At 61.9% G+C, this 15,317-nt stretch carries 19 protein-coding genes; 13 read left to right on the top strand and 6 right to left on the bottom strand.

Annotation, left to right across the window (positions count from 1 at the left end; all coding sequences use genetic code 11):
- Positions 1-286: 286 nt before the first annotated feature.
- From NKJ94_RS37640 to NKJ94_RS27700, 3 genes are all read right to left on the bottom strand, one after another.
- Positions 287-667: a DUF3072 domain-containing protein gene (locus NKJ94_RS37640; RefSeq protein ID WP_502904218.1), complete on the bottom strand. Its 381-nt coding sequence runs from the start codon at positions 665-667 to the stop codon at positions 287-289.
- 310 nt (positions 668-977) lie between these two features.
- Positions 978-1,364, bottom strand: a complete 387-nt coding sequence (locus tag NKJ94_RS27695; protein ID WP_352529619.1) for a type II toxin-antitoxin system VapC family toxin — start codon at positions 1,362-1,364, stop codon at positions 978-980.
- Complete coding sequence (locus NKJ94_RS27700; protein ID WP_031195575.1) at positions 1,364-1,621, bottom strand: type II toxin-antitoxin system VapB family antitoxin; 258 nt, start codon at positions 1,619-1,621, stop codon at positions 1,364-1,366. Before NKJ94_RS27700 ends, NKJ94_RS27695 begins: the two co-directional genes overlap by 1 nt.
- Positions 1,622-2,186: 565 nt before the next feature.
- Between NKJ94_RS27700 and trbB the strand changes: the two genes are divergently transcribed.
- Genes trbB through NKJ94_RS27755 form a run of 11 tightly spaced genes read left to right on the top strand, consistent with a single transcriptional unit; the run spans position 2,187 to position 11,936 of the window.
- The gene (gene trbB, locus NKJ94_RS27705) at positions 2,187-3,149 is read left to right on the top strand and encodes a P-type conjugative transfer ATPase TrbB (RefSeq protein WP_352529715.1); all 963 of its coding nucleotides are present in this window, start codon (positions 2,187-2,189) and stop codon (positions 3,147-3,149) included.
- Positions 3,146-3,490 (top strand): TrbC/VirB2 family type IV secretion system protein, encoded by a 345-nt coding sequence (locus NKJ94_RS27710; protein ID WP_352529621.1) that lies wholly within the window; start codon positions 3,146-3,148, stop codon positions 3,488-3,490. The genes trbB and NKJ94_RS27710 overlap by 4 nt, the downstream gene beginning before the upstream one ends.
- Positions 3,490-3,753 carry a VirB3 family type IV secretion system protein gene (locus NKJ94_RS27715; RefSeq protein WP_352529623.1) on the top strand — a complete coding sequence of 88 codons (264 nt, stop codon included), beginning with the start codon at positions 3,490-3,492 and terminating at the stop codon, positions 3,751-3,753. The genes NKJ94_RS27710 and NKJ94_RS27715 overlap by 1 nt, the downstream gene beginning before the upstream one ends.
- Positions 3,754-3,764: 11 nt before the next feature.
- Positions 3,765-6,272 carry a conjugal transfer protein TrbE gene (gene trbE, locus NKJ94_RS27720; RefSeq protein ID WP_352529625.1) on the top strand — a complete coding sequence of 836 codons (2,508 nt, stop codon included), beginning with the start codon at positions 3,765-3,767 and terminating at the stop codon, positions 6,270-6,272.
- Positions 6,269-7,018 (top strand): P-type conjugative transfer protein TrbJ, encoded by a 750-nt coding sequence (trbJ, locus tag NKJ94_RS27725; RefSeq protein WP_502904219.1) that lies wholly within the window; start codon positions 6,269-6,271, stop codon positions 7,016-7,018. The genes trbE and trbJ overlap by 4 nt, the downstream gene beginning before the upstream one ends.
- Positions 7,019-7,030: 12 nt before the next feature.
- Complete coding sequence (trbK-alt, locus tag NKJ94_RS27730; protein WP_352529627.1) at positions 7,031-7,399, top strand: putative entry exclusion protein TrbK-alt; 369 nt, start codon at positions 7,031-7,033, stop codon at positions 7,397-7,399.
- Positions 7,396-8,766: a P-type conjugative transfer protein TrbL gene (gene trbL, locus NKJ94_RS27735; protein WP_352529629.1), complete on the top strand. Its 1,371-nt coding sequence runs from the start codon at positions 7,396-7,398 to the stop codon at positions 8,764-8,766. The genes trbK-alt and trbL overlap by 4 nt, the downstream gene beginning before the upstream one ends.
- Positions 8,763-9,449, top strand: coding sequence for a conjugal transfer protein TrbF (gene trbF, locus NKJ94_RS27740; protein WP_352529631.1), 687 nt, complete (start codon positions 8,763-8,765; stop codon positions 9,447-9,449). Before trbL ends, trbF begins: the two co-directional genes overlap by 4 nt.
- A 38-nt stretch (positions 9,450-9,487) precedes the next feature.
- A complete protein-coding gene (gene trbG, locus NKJ94_RS27745) occupies positions 9,488-10,510 on the top strand; it encodes a P-type conjugative transfer protein TrbG (RefSeq protein WP_352529633.1) in 1,023 nt (340 codons plus the stop codon).
- A complete protein-coding gene (locus NKJ94_RS27750) occupies positions 10,507-11,712 on the top strand; it encodes a TraB/TrbI/VirB10 family type IV secretion system protein (RefSeq protein ID WP_352529635.1) in 1,206 nt (401 codons plus the stop codon). The genes trbG and NKJ94_RS27750 overlap by 4 nt, the downstream gene beginning before the upstream one ends.
- Entirely contained in the window at positions 11,709-11,936 is a 228-nt protein-coding gene (locus NKJ94_RS27755) for a DUF2274 domain-containing protein (protein ID WP_352529637.1), read from the top strand. The genes NKJ94_RS27750 and NKJ94_RS27755 overlap by 4 nt, the downstream gene beginning before the upstream one ends.
- A 40-nt stretch (positions 11,937-11,976) precedes the next feature.
- Here the strand turns inward: NKJ94_RS27755 and NKJ94_RS27760 are convergent, their stop codons facing one another.
- From NKJ94_RS27760 to NKJ94_RS27770, 3 genes are all read right to left on the bottom strand, one after another.
- Positions 11,977-12,411, bottom strand: coding sequence for a type II toxin-antitoxin system VapC family toxin (locus tag NKJ94_RS27760; protein WP_352529639.1), 435 nt, complete (start codon positions 12,409-12,411; stop codon positions 11,977-11,979).
- Positions 12,411-12,653 carry a type II toxin-antitoxin system Phd/YefM family antitoxin gene (locus tag NKJ94_RS27765; protein WP_352529641.1) on the bottom strand — a complete coding sequence of 81 codons (243 nt, stop codon included), beginning with the start codon at positions 12,651-12,653 and terminating at the stop codon, positions 12,411-12,413. The genes NKJ94_RS27760 and NKJ94_RS27765 overlap by 1 nt, the downstream gene beginning before the upstream one ends.
- A gap of 161 nt (positions 12,654-12,814) precedes the next feature.
- Positions 12,815-13,069 carry a hypothetical protein gene (locus NKJ94_RS27770; RefSeq protein ID WP_352529643.1) on the bottom strand — a complete coding sequence of 85 codons (255 nt, stop codon included), beginning with the start codon at positions 13,067-13,069 and terminating at the stop codon, positions 12,815-12,817.
- A gap of 274 nt (positions 13,070-13,343) precedes the next feature.
- On the opposite strand from NKJ94_RS27770, the gene NKJ94_RS27775 reads away from it, so the two are divergent.
- Positions 13,344-14,252 carry a GHMP family kinase ATP-binding protein gene (locus NKJ94_RS27775; RefSeq protein ID WP_502896194.1) on the top strand — a complete coding sequence of 303 codons (909 nt, stop codon included), beginning with the start codon at positions 13,344-13,346 and terminating at the stop codon, positions 14,250-14,252.
- Positions 14,249-15,304: a cysteine synthase family protein gene (locus NKJ94_RS27780; protein ID WP_352529647.1), complete on the top strand. Its 1,056-nt coding sequence runs from the start codon at positions 14,249-14,251 to the stop codon at positions 15,302-15,304. Before NKJ94_RS27775 ends, NKJ94_RS27780 begins: the two co-directional genes overlap by 4 nt.
- Positions 15,305-15,317 lie beyond the last annotated feature (13 nt).

Genomic DNA, 15,317 nt, shown 5'->3' on the forward strand with positions numbered 1-15,317 from the left:
CCTTTTTGTGTCTCTGCTGACCATCGCCCTCGTCGGGACGTCCTGATCTTTTTAGACAGCAGGATTGGACCGGCGGGCGCGAGGTCTTGTGAGCTTAGGGGCGCATGCCGGGCTGCTGCACCCCATAAGCCGCTCCCATCCGCCGTTTGTCTTCGCGATCGCGAGTCGGGCAGCAACGGGCTGAATTCAGAAAAATTAATTGCGCGGGTCACAACCTACAGCAACACTGTCCCAATCCGACCCGATCGGCTGTCCTTCGCTGGAGACGAAAAGCCACGAGCGGACGCTACAGGCCCAACTTCTCCCGGAGTGCATCAATGCGTTTAGAAGCTTCCGCCTTGCTGAGGCCATCAGCATAGGCGTCAGGGTCGTCGGCCTGTTCGGCAAGAGTTTTCAAATAGGAGGCTTGTGCGGGAGTCATTGGGTCATCTCCGCTGACCCAATCTTCCGGGTCCTTTTCGATATTTGCCGATGCCTCGATTTTTGGGTTGTGCCGGTCGCCCATGATCAATCTCCCTTGATGATCACCAAAATGAGAAATGATCGTGATTTGTTCCGCCAATTTGGTAGGTGGGGTATTCGGCTTGCGCCCCTTCTTCAACGGTGATGCAAGAAGGTGCTGCGCTTCGAGCTGATGATAAAACGTGGTCTGTCCAAACAGCCACAAGCATCAGGAAGGAAGCGCAGCATGACCAAGGGCTGTTTTCGACGAGGCCCATCCTTTATTCGCGCGACCGGCGTCGCGGCCGTGAATGTCTGAGCACAAGTTGGCCGGCTGGATTGGCCTTCAACTTCCAACCGATCGAAGACGCGGCCCAGCAGCGCCAGGCCGGAGGGACGAAAGACGTCAGCTTGCTCTGCTTTGGGACCAACTGGCATGACACCCTTGATGCAGGACCAGCCGACAGAATCGAAACTAATTGGGCGCTATTACAGGGTTCAAGCTGGAGACAGCCGATGGCCTTAGAGTCTCGTGCTCATGCCGGTTCGATATCCGTTTGGGAGAAGTCTTTGCCGATGAAAAGCAGCGGTTCGTCTGCACGCTTTGCCAAAGCATAGGAGAGGCAATCGGCAAAATTCAGCGCCGCCGGGTGATGGCCCTTGCCGTAGGTCAGCCAACCCTGGGTCGCAAGATCAACCAATTCGGAGTCGACAGGAATGATGTCGGCCTCGACTTTGCGCAGCCAAAGATCGATCTCGGCCAACGCGTGTTCGCCGCGCCTGCTGACCAGCACCATGCGTGCCTCGAGCACGCAGGTTGCCGGGATCAGACGGATTGGGTCGGAGACCAGCGCTCGTTCCAGCCTTGCTGCCTCAGGCTCGCTCCGAAGGATCGCTACAACAGCTGAGGTATCGATCACCATCAGTTAGGGATTCCATGCTCGTCATACCCGATGATCTCCTCGTCGCTGCGACTATCCAGTTCAGGCAATCGTGCCACTCTTTCTCGGATGGCGCGCAATTCTGCCAGCAAACGCTCCTGAGCGGTCTCTCCAAAGCCCAAGCGGTGCAAGCGCTCGCTAAGGGCCTGATGAATGGCTGCTGTCTTACTGATACCCTGGCGGCGTGCGAGTTCATCGGCGAGAGCAACGGTGGCTGGATTTTTGATGTTCAGGGACACGACAAACTCCAAAAATCTACCTTTCTGGCAATTTCTACCACAGTTCTCTAGGCTCTTCAACATACCTGCCAGCCTCGCCTACACCCGCGCCGGATTGACCACGACAATCGCCAGGCCGACGCCTGCCAAGCGGCGACCGCCAGTCTCCCGAAGCTGCCTGTCGACTCCAATCCGACAACGGCCGGCGAGGAACTCTACCGGGCCGCAGTAAAGGGCGTTCCGGCAGCGGTCCATGGAGGGTGAAAGCAGTCCCTTCATCCTGTCAGACGCACCTAACGAGCCGCTGATCCTCCGTCGCGATGCCACCCCTTGAATATAGCCGCCTGCTGGAGCGGCGATGGCCAGTCAGGCACCGGGTTGCTGAGCTATCGCGGTCGCGGCACCGCATTTCGCAAGTCTCTGCACGTCATGCCACGATCGCCGGTTTTGCTTGTTGCAAGGCCGGCGCTCCTGCCTTTTCTAATTGTCCCCGACCGCGGCACGAACCAATTCGCGGTAAGAAACGGGGACCATCGTGGCGATCAACCATAATGGCAGCAAGAGAGCGGTATCGCGCGGCGCGCGTATGCTGCGCACCGCTCTCGGCCCGGCCATCGCAGGCTTTCTTGACGATCCGGCCATCGTCGAGGTGATGCTGAATCCTGATGGTCGCCTGTGGGTTGATCGTCTTAGCGAAGGACTAGTCGCAAGCAATGAAACCCTGATCGCGGCCGACGGCGAGCGGATCGTCAGGCTGGTCGCGCACCATGTCGGCGCGGAGGTGCATTCGGACTCGCCGCGTGTTTCGGCCGAACTGCCCGACACCGGCGAACGGTTCGAGGGTCTGTTGCCGCCTGTCGTTACGGCGCCAACCTTCGCCATCCGCAAGCCGGCAGTCGCGGTGTTTACGCTTCAAGACTATGTCGCTGCCGGCATCATGACCGAAGGCCAGGCTGACGTCCTGCAGCTTGCCGTGGGGACACGCAAGAACGTGCTGGTGGCCGGCGGCACGTCGACCGGCAAGACGACGCTGGTCAACGCGTTGCTGGCGGAGGTGGCCAGGACCGCCGAGCGCGTCGTGCTGATCGAGGATACGCGCGAGCTGCAGTGTGCAGCGCCCAATCTTGTGGCGCTGCGCACAAAGGATGGTGTCGCCTCGCTTTCCGATCTGGTGAAGTCGGCGTTGCGGCTTCGGCCCGACCGCATCCCCATCGGTGAGGTCCGTGGCGCAGAAGCGCTCGATCTGTTGAAGGCTTGGGGCACCGGCCATCCCGGCGGCATCGGCACGATTCACGCCAGTTCGGCCATTGGCGCACTGCGGCGGCTGGAGCAGCTCGTGCAGGAGGCCGTCGTTGCGGTTCCGCGCACGCTGATTGCCGAAACCATCGACCTGATTGCGGTCCTCGCTGGCCGCGGCTCTGCGCGCCGGCTTGTCGAGATCGCCTTGGTCGACGGGCTCGATCCGGCCACCGGCGACTACCGCACCCTCGAAGAATCTCGAGACCACATCGACCGCGAATTTCCACTCTCCCATGGAGCTTCAGAATGACCCCGATCCGCTTCACCTCATCGGCAATCCATAAACTTGCCGTGGAGCTGCCGTTGGCTGCGGCAGCTGCTACGATCATAACGATCACGCCTGCTCATGCTGCCGGCTCTTCCATGCCCTGGGAGGAGCCGCTTCAGCAAATCCTCGAATCGATCGAGGGGCCAGTCGCCAAGATCGTGGCGGTGATCATCATCATCGTCACCGGCCTTTCGCTCGCCTTCGGCGACACGTCGGGCGGATTTCGCCGGCTGATTCAGATCGTGTTCGGGCTGTCGATCGCTTTCGCGGCAAGTTCGTTCTTCCTGTCCTTCTTCTCCTTCGGCGGCGGAGCGCTGATCTGATGGAGGAGGAAGTCCGTGGCTTTTTCGCGCCGGTGCATCGCGCGCTCACCGAACCGATCCTGCTCGGCGGCGCGCCGCGTGCGGTCGCCATCGCCAACGGCACGCTGGCCGGCGCGGTCGGATTGGGACTTCGTTTGTGGATCGCTGGTCTCGTTATCTGGGCGATCGGACATATCGCAGCCGTCTGGGCGGCAAAGCGCGATGCACAGTTCGTCGACGTGGTTCGCCGGCACCTGCGCTATCCCGTGCATTTCGGCTGCTGAGGTTTTTCGCCATGATGAACCTCGCGGAATATCGAAAGAAGAGCGCCAGCCTCGTCGACTATCTGCCTTGGGCCGCCCTGGTGGCGCCGGGCGTGGTGCTCAACAAGGACGGCAGTTTTCAAAGAACGGCGCGTTTTCGCGGGCCGGACCTGGACTCCGCCACGCCGGCGGAGCTGGTCGGAACAACCGCACGGCTCAACGGCGCGCTGCGCCGGCTCGGCTCCGGCTGGGCAATTTTTGTCGAAGCGCAGCGCAATTCCGCCAGCGGCTACCCCGACAGCCGGTTCCCGGATTGCGCATCGGCGCTTCTCGAAATCGAGCGTCGCGAACAGTTCGAAGAGTCCGGCGTGCTGTTTGAAAGCAGCTACTTTCTTACCTTCGTGTGGCTGCCTCCGGCCGAGGAAGTGTCGCGAATGGAGAGCTGGCTCTACGAAGGCCGGGAAAAGACCGGTGTCGATCCGTGGGAGCTCCTGAAGAGTTTTGTCGATCGCACCGACCGCGTGCTCAACCTCATCGAAGGTTTCGTTCCCGAAGCTGACTGGCTCGATGATGGCGAGACGCTGAGTTACCTGCACTCCACCATTTCGACCAAGCGGCATCGCGTTCGTGTCCCAGAAACGCCGATACATCTCGATGGGCTATTGGTCGATCAGCCGTTGGCCGGCGGGTTAGAGCCGAGGCTTGGCGAAGCGCATCTGCGCACGCTCACCATCACCGGGTTCCCGACCATGACCTTCCCGGGGATTCTCGACGACCTCAATCGGCTTGCTTTCCCCTATCGCTGGTCGACGCGGGCGATCATGCTCGACAAGACCGACGCGACGAAGCTGGTGACGAAGATCCGTCGCCAGTGGTTCGCCAAACGCAAATCGATCGCCGCAATCTTGAAGGAGGTGATGACCAACGAGGCGTCAGTCCTCGTTGATACCGACGCGGCCAATAAGGCGGCCGATGCGGACGCGGCCCTGCAGGATCTCGGTTCAGATCAGATCGGCGAGGCTTACATCACCGCCACCACAACGGTTTGGGATGCCGATCCGTCAATCGCCGACGAAAAGCTGCGTCTGGTCGAAAAGGTCATTCTGGGCAGGGACTTCACTTGCATCGCCGAAGGCGTCAACGCCGTCGAGGCTTGGCTCGGCAGCATCCCTGGCCACGTCTACGCCAATGTCCGCCAGCCGCCGATCTCGACTCTGAACCTCGCCCACATGATTCCACTTTCGGCGGTCTGGGCTGGACCGACTGAGGACGAGCATTTTGGCGCACCGCCGCTTTTCTTCGCCAGAACGGAAGGCGCCACACCGTTCCGGTTCAGCCTTCACGTGGGCGATGTCGGCCACACCCTCGTCATCGGCCCGACCGGTGCCGGCAAGTCGGTCCTGTTGGCGATGATCGCCCTTCAGTTCCGGCGTTACGAGCACAGCCAGCTTTTTGCCTTCGACTTCGGCGGCTCAATCCGCGCGGCCATGCTCGCCATGGATGGCGATTGGCATGATCTCGGAAGCAATGCCGGAAGTGGGCAGGGGCCCGACGATCCGTTGCCCTTGCTCACTTTGGCCGATCTGTCGGGCGACGCTCACACCGTTTCGCTACAGCCGCTCGCCCGCATCCATCATACGCCAGAGCGAGCCTGGGCGGCCGACTGGCTTGTCGACATTCTTCTGCGCGAAGGCGTGCCCATCACACCGCTGGTCAAGGATCATCTGTGGTCGGCGCTGACGTCGCTGGCCTCTGCACCCGTCCAGGAGCGGACGCTGACTGGCCTGGCCGTGCTGCTGCAGTCGTCGCCGTTGAAACAGGCGCTCCGTCCTTATTGCATCGGTGGCCCCTATGGCGGGCTGCTCGATGCCGAGCACGAGCGGCTGGGCGAAGCTTCGGTCCAGGCGTTCGAAACCGAAGGCCTGATCGGCACCGGTGCTGCGCCCGCCGTGCTTGCCTATCTGTTCCACCGCATCGAGCAGAGGATGGACGGCCGGCCAACACTGCTGCTCATCGACGAGGGCTGGCTGGCGCTCGACGATGGCGGTTTCGCTGACCAGCTGCGCGAATGGTTGAAGACGCTTAGGAAGAAGAACGCCAGCGTCATCTTCGCCACCCAGTCGCTTTCGGACATCAACGGATCGCCAATCGCACCCGCCATCGTCGAAAGCTGCCCGACGCGGCTGTTCTTGCCGAACGAGCGCGCCATCGAGCTGCAGATCACCGAAATTTACCGACGCTTTGGTCTTAACGATCGCCAGATCGAGATCGTCGCCCGAGCGACACCGAAGCGCGACTATTACTGTCAGAGCCGCCGCGGCAACCGCCTGTTCGAGCTTGGCCTCGGTCCGATCGCGCTCGCGCTCTGCGCCGCGTCATCCAAGTCAGACCAGGCCGCGATCGACCGGATAGTCGCCGAGGCCGGCCGAGACCATTTCCTCGAGGCCTGGCTTACGAACCGCGGTCTCTCCTGGGCGGCAGACCTCATTCCCAATCTCACTGACGTGATCGACCAATCCACAAAGGAGCTTTCCTCATGAATTCCGTTCTTGCAGGTCGCCGTATCCGTCGCATGGCGGCAGCCGGCGCAATCGTCGTCGCGACGGCGCTGTCATCGGCACCAGCATCGGCACTGATCGTGTTCGACCCAAAGAACTACGCCGAGAACCTGCTTTCGGCATCGCGTGCCCTGGAGCAGATCCACAACCAGATCACCTCGCTTCAGAACGAAGCGCAGATGCTGATCAACCAGGCGAAGAATCTCACTTCGCTGCCGACCTCGCTGCTTGGCCAGATTGACGCCAATTTTTCCGAGATGAAGAGCCTGCTCGGCGAGACCGACAAGCTGGCCTACAGCGTCCAGGACATCGAGAGCCAGTTTACCTCCGCTTACGAAAATTTCGGTTCGGATCTGTCGAGCCAGCAGCTTGTCGACGGCGCGCGTCAACGCTGGCAGACCTCGGTGTCGGCCTTCGAGCATTCGCTGAAAACCGGCGCCGTCGCGGTCGACAACATCGCGGGGACACAAGAGCAGACGAGTGCGCTGGTCGGTGCCAGCCAGTCCGCTGTCGGCGTGCTTCAGGCAACGCAGGCCGGCAACCAGCTCCTCGCCGTGCAAGCCAAGCAAGTTGCCGATCTCACTGCGATGCTGGCCGCACAAGGACGAGCCGAAGCCCTTGAGCAGGCGAGGCGGGCGGCCGCGCAGGAGCAGGCACGCGAACAGTTCAGCCGTTTCATGACGGGCAGCAGCTACAGCCCGTCATCCGTAAAAATGTTCCACGACTGAGGCGAGAGTCGCATGGATCTCAAGATCGCCGCCCGGATAACAGCCGTTCTTGCCCTTGGCGCCGCCATGACCGCCGCCTCCATGGCGCTGCGCGGCGACGGCTCGCAGGACGCGTCCTCCCCGCGCTCCGCACATCCGGGCGGCGAGCCGGCTGGGGTCGAGCTTGCGCGATGCCGGGCCATCGGCATGGCGGCCGTTGATGACAAAGCCTGCAGGAAAGCCTGGGCGCAAAGCCGCCGACGCTTCCTGCAACCATCCCGCCCCATCGCGCCAAACGCGGCTCCGTGGATCGAGAAGGACCAGAGCCGAATGCTGCCGCTCCAACCGCCAACTCCGCCTCGCGCGGAAGACCGGCCCCATCCCGAAGCGGTGGCGCCATGAACGACACCGGCGTGATCGATCGCTTCCTGGAGACCTTTACCCGCTATATCGACTCTGGCTTCGGGCTCCTCGGCGGCGAGGTGGCATTCCTCACCTCCACTCTGATCGTCATCGACATCACGATTGCCGGCCTGTTCTGGGCTTGGGGTGCGGATGAGGACGTCCTGCACCGACTGGTGAAAAAGACGCTCTATATCGGCTTCTTTGCCTTCATCATCGGCAACTTCAATCGTCTGGCCGGGGTCGTCTTCGAGAGCTTTTCCGGGCTCGGTCTGAAGGCGGGAGGTTCGGCACTTTCGGGCGCCGCACTGCTGCAGCCGGGCCGCGTCGCGCAGGTCGGCGTCGATGCCGGTAATCCAATCCTCGAAGCCGCCAGCCAGTTGATGGGCTACGTCTCGTTCTTCGAGAATTTTGTTCAGATTGCGGTCCTGATGATCGCCTGGGCGATCGTGCTGATTGCGTTCTTTGTTCTCGCCGTGCAGATCTTCGTCACGCTGGTCGAATTCAAGCTGACGACGCTTGCCGGCTTCGTGCTGATCCCTTTTGCGCTGTTCAACCGGACCGCCTTCCTCGCTGAAAAAGTGCTCGGCAACATCGTTGCCTCCGGCGTGAAAATCCTGGTGCTCGCCGTCATCGTCGGCATCGGCTCGGGCCTCTTCGGCGAGTTCACTCAAGGCTTTGGTGCCGAACAACCGACGATCACCGATGCGCTGTCGCTTGTCCTGGGCGCTCTCTCGCTAATGGGGCTGTCGATCTTCGGTCCCGGCATCGCGACGGGGCTGATTTCTGGTGCTCCGCAACTGGGCGCAGGTGCCGCCGTTGGCACGAGCCTCGCCGTTGGTGGCCTTGGCGTAGCCGGCGCGGTGGGCGCCCGCGCGGCAATAGGCGGCGCAGCAGGCGGGCTCAGTGCAGGCGGGCGCATGTCGGCAGCCGCCGCACGGGGTGGCGCGCATCTGGCCGGCAGCACTTCGGCCGCCTGGGAACTTGCCGCAGCCACATCTGGAAGAGGTGGCGCAGGCTCAATCGCCGCCGGCATGGCGGGTGTCGCAAGGGCTGGTGCCAGCGCTGCCGTTCAACCCGTCAAACAGGCAATGTCGCGCGCCGCGTCAGCCCTGTCCGATAGCTACGAGGCCGGCCGCTTGGCAGCTTGGGCTGCGACGAGTGGAGAGCGCTCGTCGGGAACGGCTTCCTCCGGTGACTGGCCGACCACCGAAACCAGTGCCGACTCCCCGCCCGCATGGGCAAAACGCATGAAGCGCGGCCAGGCTATGAGCCATGGCGCCAGCGTCGCCGCGCACTCGGTCCACTCCAGCGACGATGGCGGCGGCTCAATGAATGTTTCCCTCGACCAGGACGACCGCCAATGACCCCCTTTAGACGCCCTTTCGTTCGTTACGGAAAAACGCTTCACCCCGAGACGCCATATCAGCGTGCAGCCCAGATTTGGGACGAGCGCATCGGCTCGGCTCGCGTCCAGGCGAAAAACTGGCGGCTGATGGCCTTCGGCTCGCTCGTCTTGGCCGGCGGTTTTGCATCCGCATTGGTCTGGCAGTCGACGCGCGGCTCAGTGGTTCCCTGGGTGGTGGAGGTCGACAAGTTCGGCGAAGCGCAGGTTGTCGCTCCGGCCGTTGCCGACTATCGGCCGACCGATCCGCAGATCGCCTGGCATCTGGCCCGCTTCATCGAACAGGTCAGAAGCATTCCGGCCGACCCGGTCATCGTCCGCCAAAACTGGCTGCGCGCCTACGACTACACCACAGATCGCGGCGCCATTTCCCTCAATGATTACGCTCGCTTGAACGACCCTTTTGCCAAAGTGGGCAAACTCCAGATCGCCATTGAGGTTTCCAGCGTCATCCGTGCTTCGCCGGATTCCTTCCGCGTCGCCTGGGTCGAGCGCCGCTACGAGAATGGCAGCCTGGCCGGAACCGAGCGCTGGACCGCAATCCTCACAATCGTGATCCAGCCACCCCGCGACGCCGACCGGCTGAAAGCCAATCCCCTCGGCGTCTATGTCAACGCCATCAACTGGTCGAAGGAGCTTTCATGATGCGTGCGGCACGAACAAGAACATCGGCGAGACCGGCCATGCGCATTTCGCCCAAGGCGCGTATGCTTGCCCTGGCAATGCTGTCAGCAACGGCGCTCGCCGGCTGTGCGTCGAAGAAATACATTCCGCCGGAGATCAATTATGACGATGCGGCGCCTGCCGTGCGGAAGGTCGACCCGGCTGGTCCGGTGAGGGTGGTGGAAGTGCCGAAACTGCTTCCACTGCCTGGTCAGTTGAAACCGGTCGAGGCCACGAAGGTGAAGCCGGAGCCAGCCGATCCGACGCAGCGGATCAGCCAGGCCAATGAGGCCGCACGCATGCAGCCGGTTCGCGACGGTTTCGTCAATGCCATCCAGCTCTATCCCTGGAGTGAGGGCGCGCTCTACCAGATCTACGCCGCACCCGGCCAGGTCACCGACATCGCCTTGCAGCCCGGCGAGCAGCTTGTCGGCTCCGGGCCAGTCGCCGCCGGTGACACAGTGCGCTGGATCATCGGCGATACGCAAAGTGGGACAGGGGAGCGCCAGCAGGTCCACATTCTTGTGAAGCCGACACGGCCAGACCTCCAGACCAACCTCGTCATCAACAGCGACCGCCGCACCTATCATCTCGAGCTCCGCTCGACCGAAAAGACCTACATGGCCTCCGTCTCCTGGCAGTATCCGCAGGACCAGCTGATTGCGCTGCGGCGCCAGAATGCGCAGGCTTCCGCCGCAAAGCCGGTCGCGACCGGCGTCGACCTCCAGAAACTGAATTTCCGCTACCGCATCGAAGGCGATGCCGCCCCCTGGCGGCCGCTTCACGCCTTCGACGACGGTGCAAAGGTCTACATCGAGTTCCCATCGGGCATAGGGCAGGGGGAAATGCCGCCGCTGTTCGTGATCGGCCCTTCGGGTGGTTCGGAACTGGTCAACTACCGCGCTCGCCAGAATTATTACATCGTTGACCGGCTGTTCGCTGCCGCGGAATTGAGGCTCGGCGACAAGACAAGCGAAAAGCGTGTCCGCATCGTGCGGACGGACGCGAAACGACGCCAGCCTGGCGCGGGGCTGTTCCGATGACCGAACCTGCAAATGCACCCAACCAGGACATTCGAGCCGAACTGCGCCTGCGGCCCGAACCGGCTAGGGTCACGCGGTTGTCGCGCAAGGTGCTGATAGGCGTTGGTGGCGTTGCCGGCGCTGCGATCCTCGGCACGTTGATTTGGGCGCTCGACACTAGACGGCGCGGCACCGAACAACCGCCCGAGCTCTTCACCACTGAAAACCGCTCCACCGCCGACGGGCTGCAGACCCTGCCGAAGGATTATGCCGGGATTCCGCAGCTCGGCCCCGCGCTGCCTGGCGACCTCGGCCGGCCGATCTTGCGTGCGCAGGAGCGCGGCCAGCCGACCGGGGCGCCGAACATCAGTGGACCGCGCGCCGATCCGGAAGAACAGCGCCGCCTGGCCGAGATCGAGGCTGCCCGCGTGGCAAAACTGTTCACCAATACCAACGCGCGGTCGCATCCGGTAAGACAGGATGCAAACACGGTCGCGAACACACTGTCCAGCCCGACACCGCCGATCGGGGAGCCACCGATCGATCCAGGCCCCGCTCAAAACATGCAGGACCGCAAGCTCGCTTTCATCAATGCCGGACCGGATCGCCGCACCGTCAGCCCCGATCGGCTCGCCGAGAAGGCCTCGCCCTATGTCGTGCAGGCTGGTAGCGTCATACCGGCAGCCCTCATCACCGGCATCCGTTCCGACCTGCCCGGCGAGATCACCGCTCAAGTCACCGAGAACGTCTACGACAGCCCGACGGGATCATACCTCTTGATCCCGCAGGGCGCGCGGCTGATCGGCCAGTATGACAGCCAGGTGGCCTTCGGTCAGTCGCGCCTGCTGCTGGTCTGGAACCGGCTGATCATGCCCAACGGCACCTCGATCGTGCTGGAGCGGCAGCAGGGCGCGGGCGCTGAAGGCTTTTCCGGGCTGGAGGACGAGGTCGACCATCATTGGGGCCAGATGTTCCGGGCCGCGGCGCTGTCGACGGTGCTCGGCATTGGAGCATCGCTTGGGTCCAACGGCGATGAGAGCGACATTGCCAAAGCCGTCCGCGAAAGCGCGCAGGATTCAGCCTCCAATATCGGCCAGCAGATCGTGCGCAATCAGCTCAACGTGCAGCCGACGCTCACGGTGCGGCCCGGTTTTCCGGTTCGCGTGATCGTCAATCGCGACCTTGTTCTTGTGCCGTACGGTGCTCAGAAGGATCCGTCATGACCAAGCTGAAACTCTCCGCCATTCCCGATGACCGTCCGGTCAAGATCACCGTCGAACTGCCCGGCGCCGTTCATCGCGATCTCGTTGCCTATGCTGAATTGCTCGGCCGTGAGAGCGGCCAGACGATCGCCGATCCAGCAAAGCTGATCGCACCAATGCTGGCACGATTCATGGCTACCGACCGGGCATTCAGCCGAATGCGTTTCGATACGAAGTCAGGGTAATCACAAAGGCAGCGAACCGGCGCGATCAAGGCAGCCTGTGTTAAACCCCGGTCGCCAGTAGCTGGGTAGGCACGCCGAGCACGGGGCCAGCTTCGGCGAGCCGACGGTCGAGCGTATGCACTGTGGCACCGTGTTCCGACGCGGTGGCGAGATGAAGTGCGTCGCCCGCGCGCAGCCCTAGAGCGTACTGATCGACGAACTTAGCCGCTGCCCGGAAATGCCCGCCCGTCACCGACAACACCGTGAAACTCTCCGCGACAAGCTTATTGAACATCGCCAGCGCCTTGGCACGTTGCGCCACCGTGATCTGGCCAGTCCGCAGCTTGATTGCCATGGCGGAGGACAATTCGGTGACGGTCCAGTCGCTTATCAGCAGCTGCGCCGGATCCTGCTCTGACAGCCAGGCCTGAGCTCGCGGGCTCGCGGCCTCGTTCGAAAGCGCCGCGACAATTATCGACGTATCGAGATAAACCATCAGTAACGATCGCCGTCCCGCATCGTCCGCACCAGATCGGCAGCGTCCTGTACCTGGGGCGTCATAGCTGTGCTCAGCGCCTGAAGCATTGCCCTATCGATCGGCTTTCGTGGTTTAGCCACGGTTGTAAGCCGTGCGACCAACTTGCCGCGTCGGGTGATGTCGACTGAATCGCCAGCTTCGACCCGGTCTATGAGTTCACTGAGATGTGCCTTGGCGTCAGCCAGATTGATCGCGTTCATGCCACGCCCCCGATCATGTAAGTCACGCTCCTGACCATGTAGATGGTCATATAGCGCATCGACTTTGGCAAATCCAGCCATCTTTATTCAGCATCTCGAAGGGCGCGAGCCGCGTGGAAGGCCGGCGACATGGTCGTGGTGCGCTCGACGATCTAGGAAACTCAGACAGGTGGATTCCCTTCCAAGAACCCGCCGTTCAAGATAATGGCCATCGACATCCACCAGTTCAGGGACGGCAAGATCGCCAAGACTTGGCATATTGAGGATTGGCTAGGAGTGTCTTTTTCCAAATGGGCGCATTTGACCGTCCGGCCCTCCTTCGCAAGAAGGACAATGACGAAGACAGGTTCCAGCAGGATCTCTGGCCGGCCATTGATATCGATCGTTTCTTCGGACGCGTTGTGAAACGGCGACACTGGGCCGGGTCTCCAGGACTGGTGTCTGCCCCACCGATCCGAGGCTAGGGGCGAGTATTGCGCGTGACTGTTGAGCAAAGTGACGGAGCGAGCTGGCCGCGCCTTGGGGTACATGCGAACAGCACTACCAAGATTTGGCGAGTGACAGCCAGGATCAGTCGTACGCATCATCGTCCAACTCAAAGGGTGAGGAGATGATGCGGTGGTAAAAAGGAACACGCCGAGATCCGGCCACCAGACACACTCGAGCAAGATCAACGACGAGAATGTCGCGGTGCCTCTGTCCGTAGGAGTCGGTCGGGCGCACGCCCATCACGGGGAATTCCTCCAGGGCGTTTTTGAAGGGGAAAATGGACGGCTTTGTCGCGGCCTCGTCACGCTTCCGCTCACGGCGCAAGAGTCGTTAGCGACCTTCTGGCCACATGAACAAGAGGGCATTCGGCCGCGACCTGCAAACCGGACCAAAGCAGCGCGCGCCGCGGCCCTCACGCTCGAGCATATCGGAATAGCTGGGGGAGGGGGAGAATTGACGATCGAAAGCACTATACCGATAGGGCACGGCTACGGTTCCTCGACGGCAGACGTCATTGCGTCGATCCGCGCGGTCGCGGCTGCTGCGGGCCTCGTGCTGCGCCAGTCAACGGTTGCGCGACTGGCGGTTGCCGCGGAAAGCGCGAGCGATGCCATCGCGTACTGTGATCAAGCTCTGCTCTTCGCTCACCGGGAAGGCCGTACAATCGAATACTTCGGGGGCGAGTTCCCGCCCTTTGTGGTGGTGGGTTTCAGGGATGGCAGTGCCCCGCCCATCGATACGCTGGGCATGCAACGGGCACGCTACGATAGTGAGGAAATCGGGGTCTTCCGTGTTCTGCGCGGATTGGCGTACCGCTCAATCCAGCAACAAGATCCCCGTCTGCTGGGACGTGTCGCAACCATCAGCGCCAGTATAAGTCAGAGGCATCTGCCGAAGGCAGCTTTCAACACTGTTCTGGACATAGCCAGGGAGCATGACGCATGCGGCGTGCAAGTGGCCCACAGCGGCACATTGATCGGCATCCTCCTGGATGCTGCCGCACCGCGACCAGCCATGCGCGCCGTCGAACTCGCAAGGCAGTTGAGGGGCGCGGGCTTCAAAGATGTTCATACATTTGCCCTTAACGCCGAAACGAGAGTAATCCAGTGAGCGCAGGTGAAGACTACTTACGCGCCTATGAAACACCGCGATTTGCCCAGCTCGCGCCTAACCTCAACGCCGCCTGCTTTCCCCTCATGAAGCTGATGCCCGCCCGGTTCATGGTCGACCGTGCACAAGCATCAGGACGCCTTAAGCGCGGTGGGCACATCATTGAAACGACGTCGGGCACATTCGGCCTGGCCATCGCCATGCTAGCTGCCGCCCGTGGCTATGGGCTTACGCTCGTCACGGCCTCCAGCCTCATCGACCTGAAACTCAAGAGGCGGCTGGAACACCTCGGTGCCAAAGTGATGGCCATCGATGATCCTCAGGGAGACGGCAATCAGCGTGGTCGCCTTGAGTACCTTCAGAAGACCTTGCAAGATAGCCCGGACACGTATTGGCCACGACAGTACGACAGTCCGCAAAACCGCCTTGCCTACGCGCGCCTGGCGGATCTCGTTGTTCGCTCATTCGGCCGCGTCGATTGCCTCGTCGGCTGCGTCGGCACAGGGGGATCGTTGTGTGGAACCGGAGGTTTCCTTCGTGAGCTCTTTCCAGATCTCAGGATGATTGCTGTCGATACCCACAGAAGCATGCTCTTCGGCCAGCCTGTCGGAAGGCGCATGCTGCGCGGGCTCGGCAACAGTGTTTTGCCGGACAATGTTCGACATGAGATGATCGACGATATTCACTGGGTGGGCGCCTTACCGGCTTACGCCATGGCGCATGGGCTCTTTCGCGATCACGGGCTTTTCATGGGCCCGACCAGCGGCGCCGCTGCCCTGGTCGGCGCATGGTTCGCCAAGCAAAATCCCGAAGCCTCCACCGTCGTGATAATGCCAGATGAAGGGCATCGGCATTCGGATACAGTCTACAACCCGGATTGGCTCGCCGGCTTGAAGGACTGGCCAATTTCAATTCCCCTTGAGCCAACAGTTCTCAAGCAAATTCGCCCGGCCGAGGAAACGGCATGGACGAGGTTTCCTTGGGACCGTAGAACTCTAAACGCCGTTCTCGCACAGTTTGACGGCTCGTCCCCGGCGGAACGACAGGTCTAATTCAGAATTTTGA

The sequence above is a fragment of the Mesorhizobium sp. M0060 genome (assembly GCF_040323155.1).
GTDB lineage: Bacteria > Pseudomonadota > Alphaproteobacteria > Rhizobiales > Rhizobiaceae > Mesorhizobium.

What these genes read in the sequence shown, in the direction of transcription:
- trbL (WP_352529629.1), top strand. Translation starts at nt 7,396, where the DNA reads ATGAACGACACCGGCGTGATCGATCGCTTCCTGGAGACCTTTACCCGC.
- trbE (WP_352529625.1), top strand. Translation starts at nt 3,765, where the DNA reads ATGATGAACCTCGCGGAATATCGAAAGAAGAGCGCCAGCCTCGTCGAC.
- NKJ94_RS27755 (WP_352529637.1), top strand. Translation starts at nt 11,709, where the DNA reads ATGACCAAGCTGAAACTCTCCGCCATTCCCGATGACCGTCCGGTCAAG.
- trbK-alt (WP_352529627.1), top strand. Translation starts at nt 7,031, where the DNA reads ATGGATCTCAAGATCGCCGCCCGGATAACAGCCGTTCTTGCCCTTGGC.
- NKJ94_RS27765 (WP_352529641.1), bottom strand. Translation starts at nt 12,653, where the DNA reads ATGAACGCGATCAATCTGGCTGACGCCAAGGCACATCTCAGTGAACTC.
- NKJ94_RS27715 (WP_352529623.1), top strand. Translation starts at nt 3,490, where the DNA reads ATGGAGGAGGAAGTCCGTGGCTTTTTCGCGCCGGTGCATCGCGCGCTC.
- trbJ (WP_502904219.1), top strand. Translation starts at nt 6,269, where the DNA reads ATGAATTCCGTTCTTGCAGGTCGCCGTATCCGTCGCATGGCGGCAGCC.
- trbG (WP_352529633.1), top strand. Translation starts at nt 9,488, where the DNA reads ATGCGCATTTCGCCCAAGGCGCGTATGCTTGCCCTGGCAATGCTGTCA.
- NKJ94_RS27710 (WP_352529621.1), top strand. Translation starts at nt 3,146, where the DNA reads ATGACCCCGATCCGCTTCACCTCATCGGCAATCCATAAACTTGCCGTG.
- NKJ94_RS27760 (WP_352529639.1), bottom strand. Translation starts at nt 12,411, where the DNA reads ATGGTTTATCTCGATACGTCGATAATTGTCGCGGCGCTTTCGAACGAG.
- trbB (WP_352529715.1), top strand. Translation starts at nt 2,187, where the DNA reads ATGCTGCGCACCGCTCTCGGCCCGGCCATCGCAGGCTTTCTTGACGAT.
- NKJ94_RS27750 (WP_352529635.1), top strand. Translation starts at nt 10,507, where the DNA reads ATGACCGAACCTGCAAATGCACCCAACCAGGACATTCGAGCCGAACTG.
- NKJ94_RS27695 (WP_352529619.1), bottom strand. Translation starts at nt 1,364, where the DNA reads ATGGTGATCGATACCTCAGCTGTTGTAGCGATCCTTCGGAGCGAGCCT.
- trbF (WP_352529631.1), top strand. Translation starts at nt 8,763, where the DNA reads ATGACCCCCTTTAGACGCCCTTTCGTTCGTTACGGAAAAACGCTTCAC.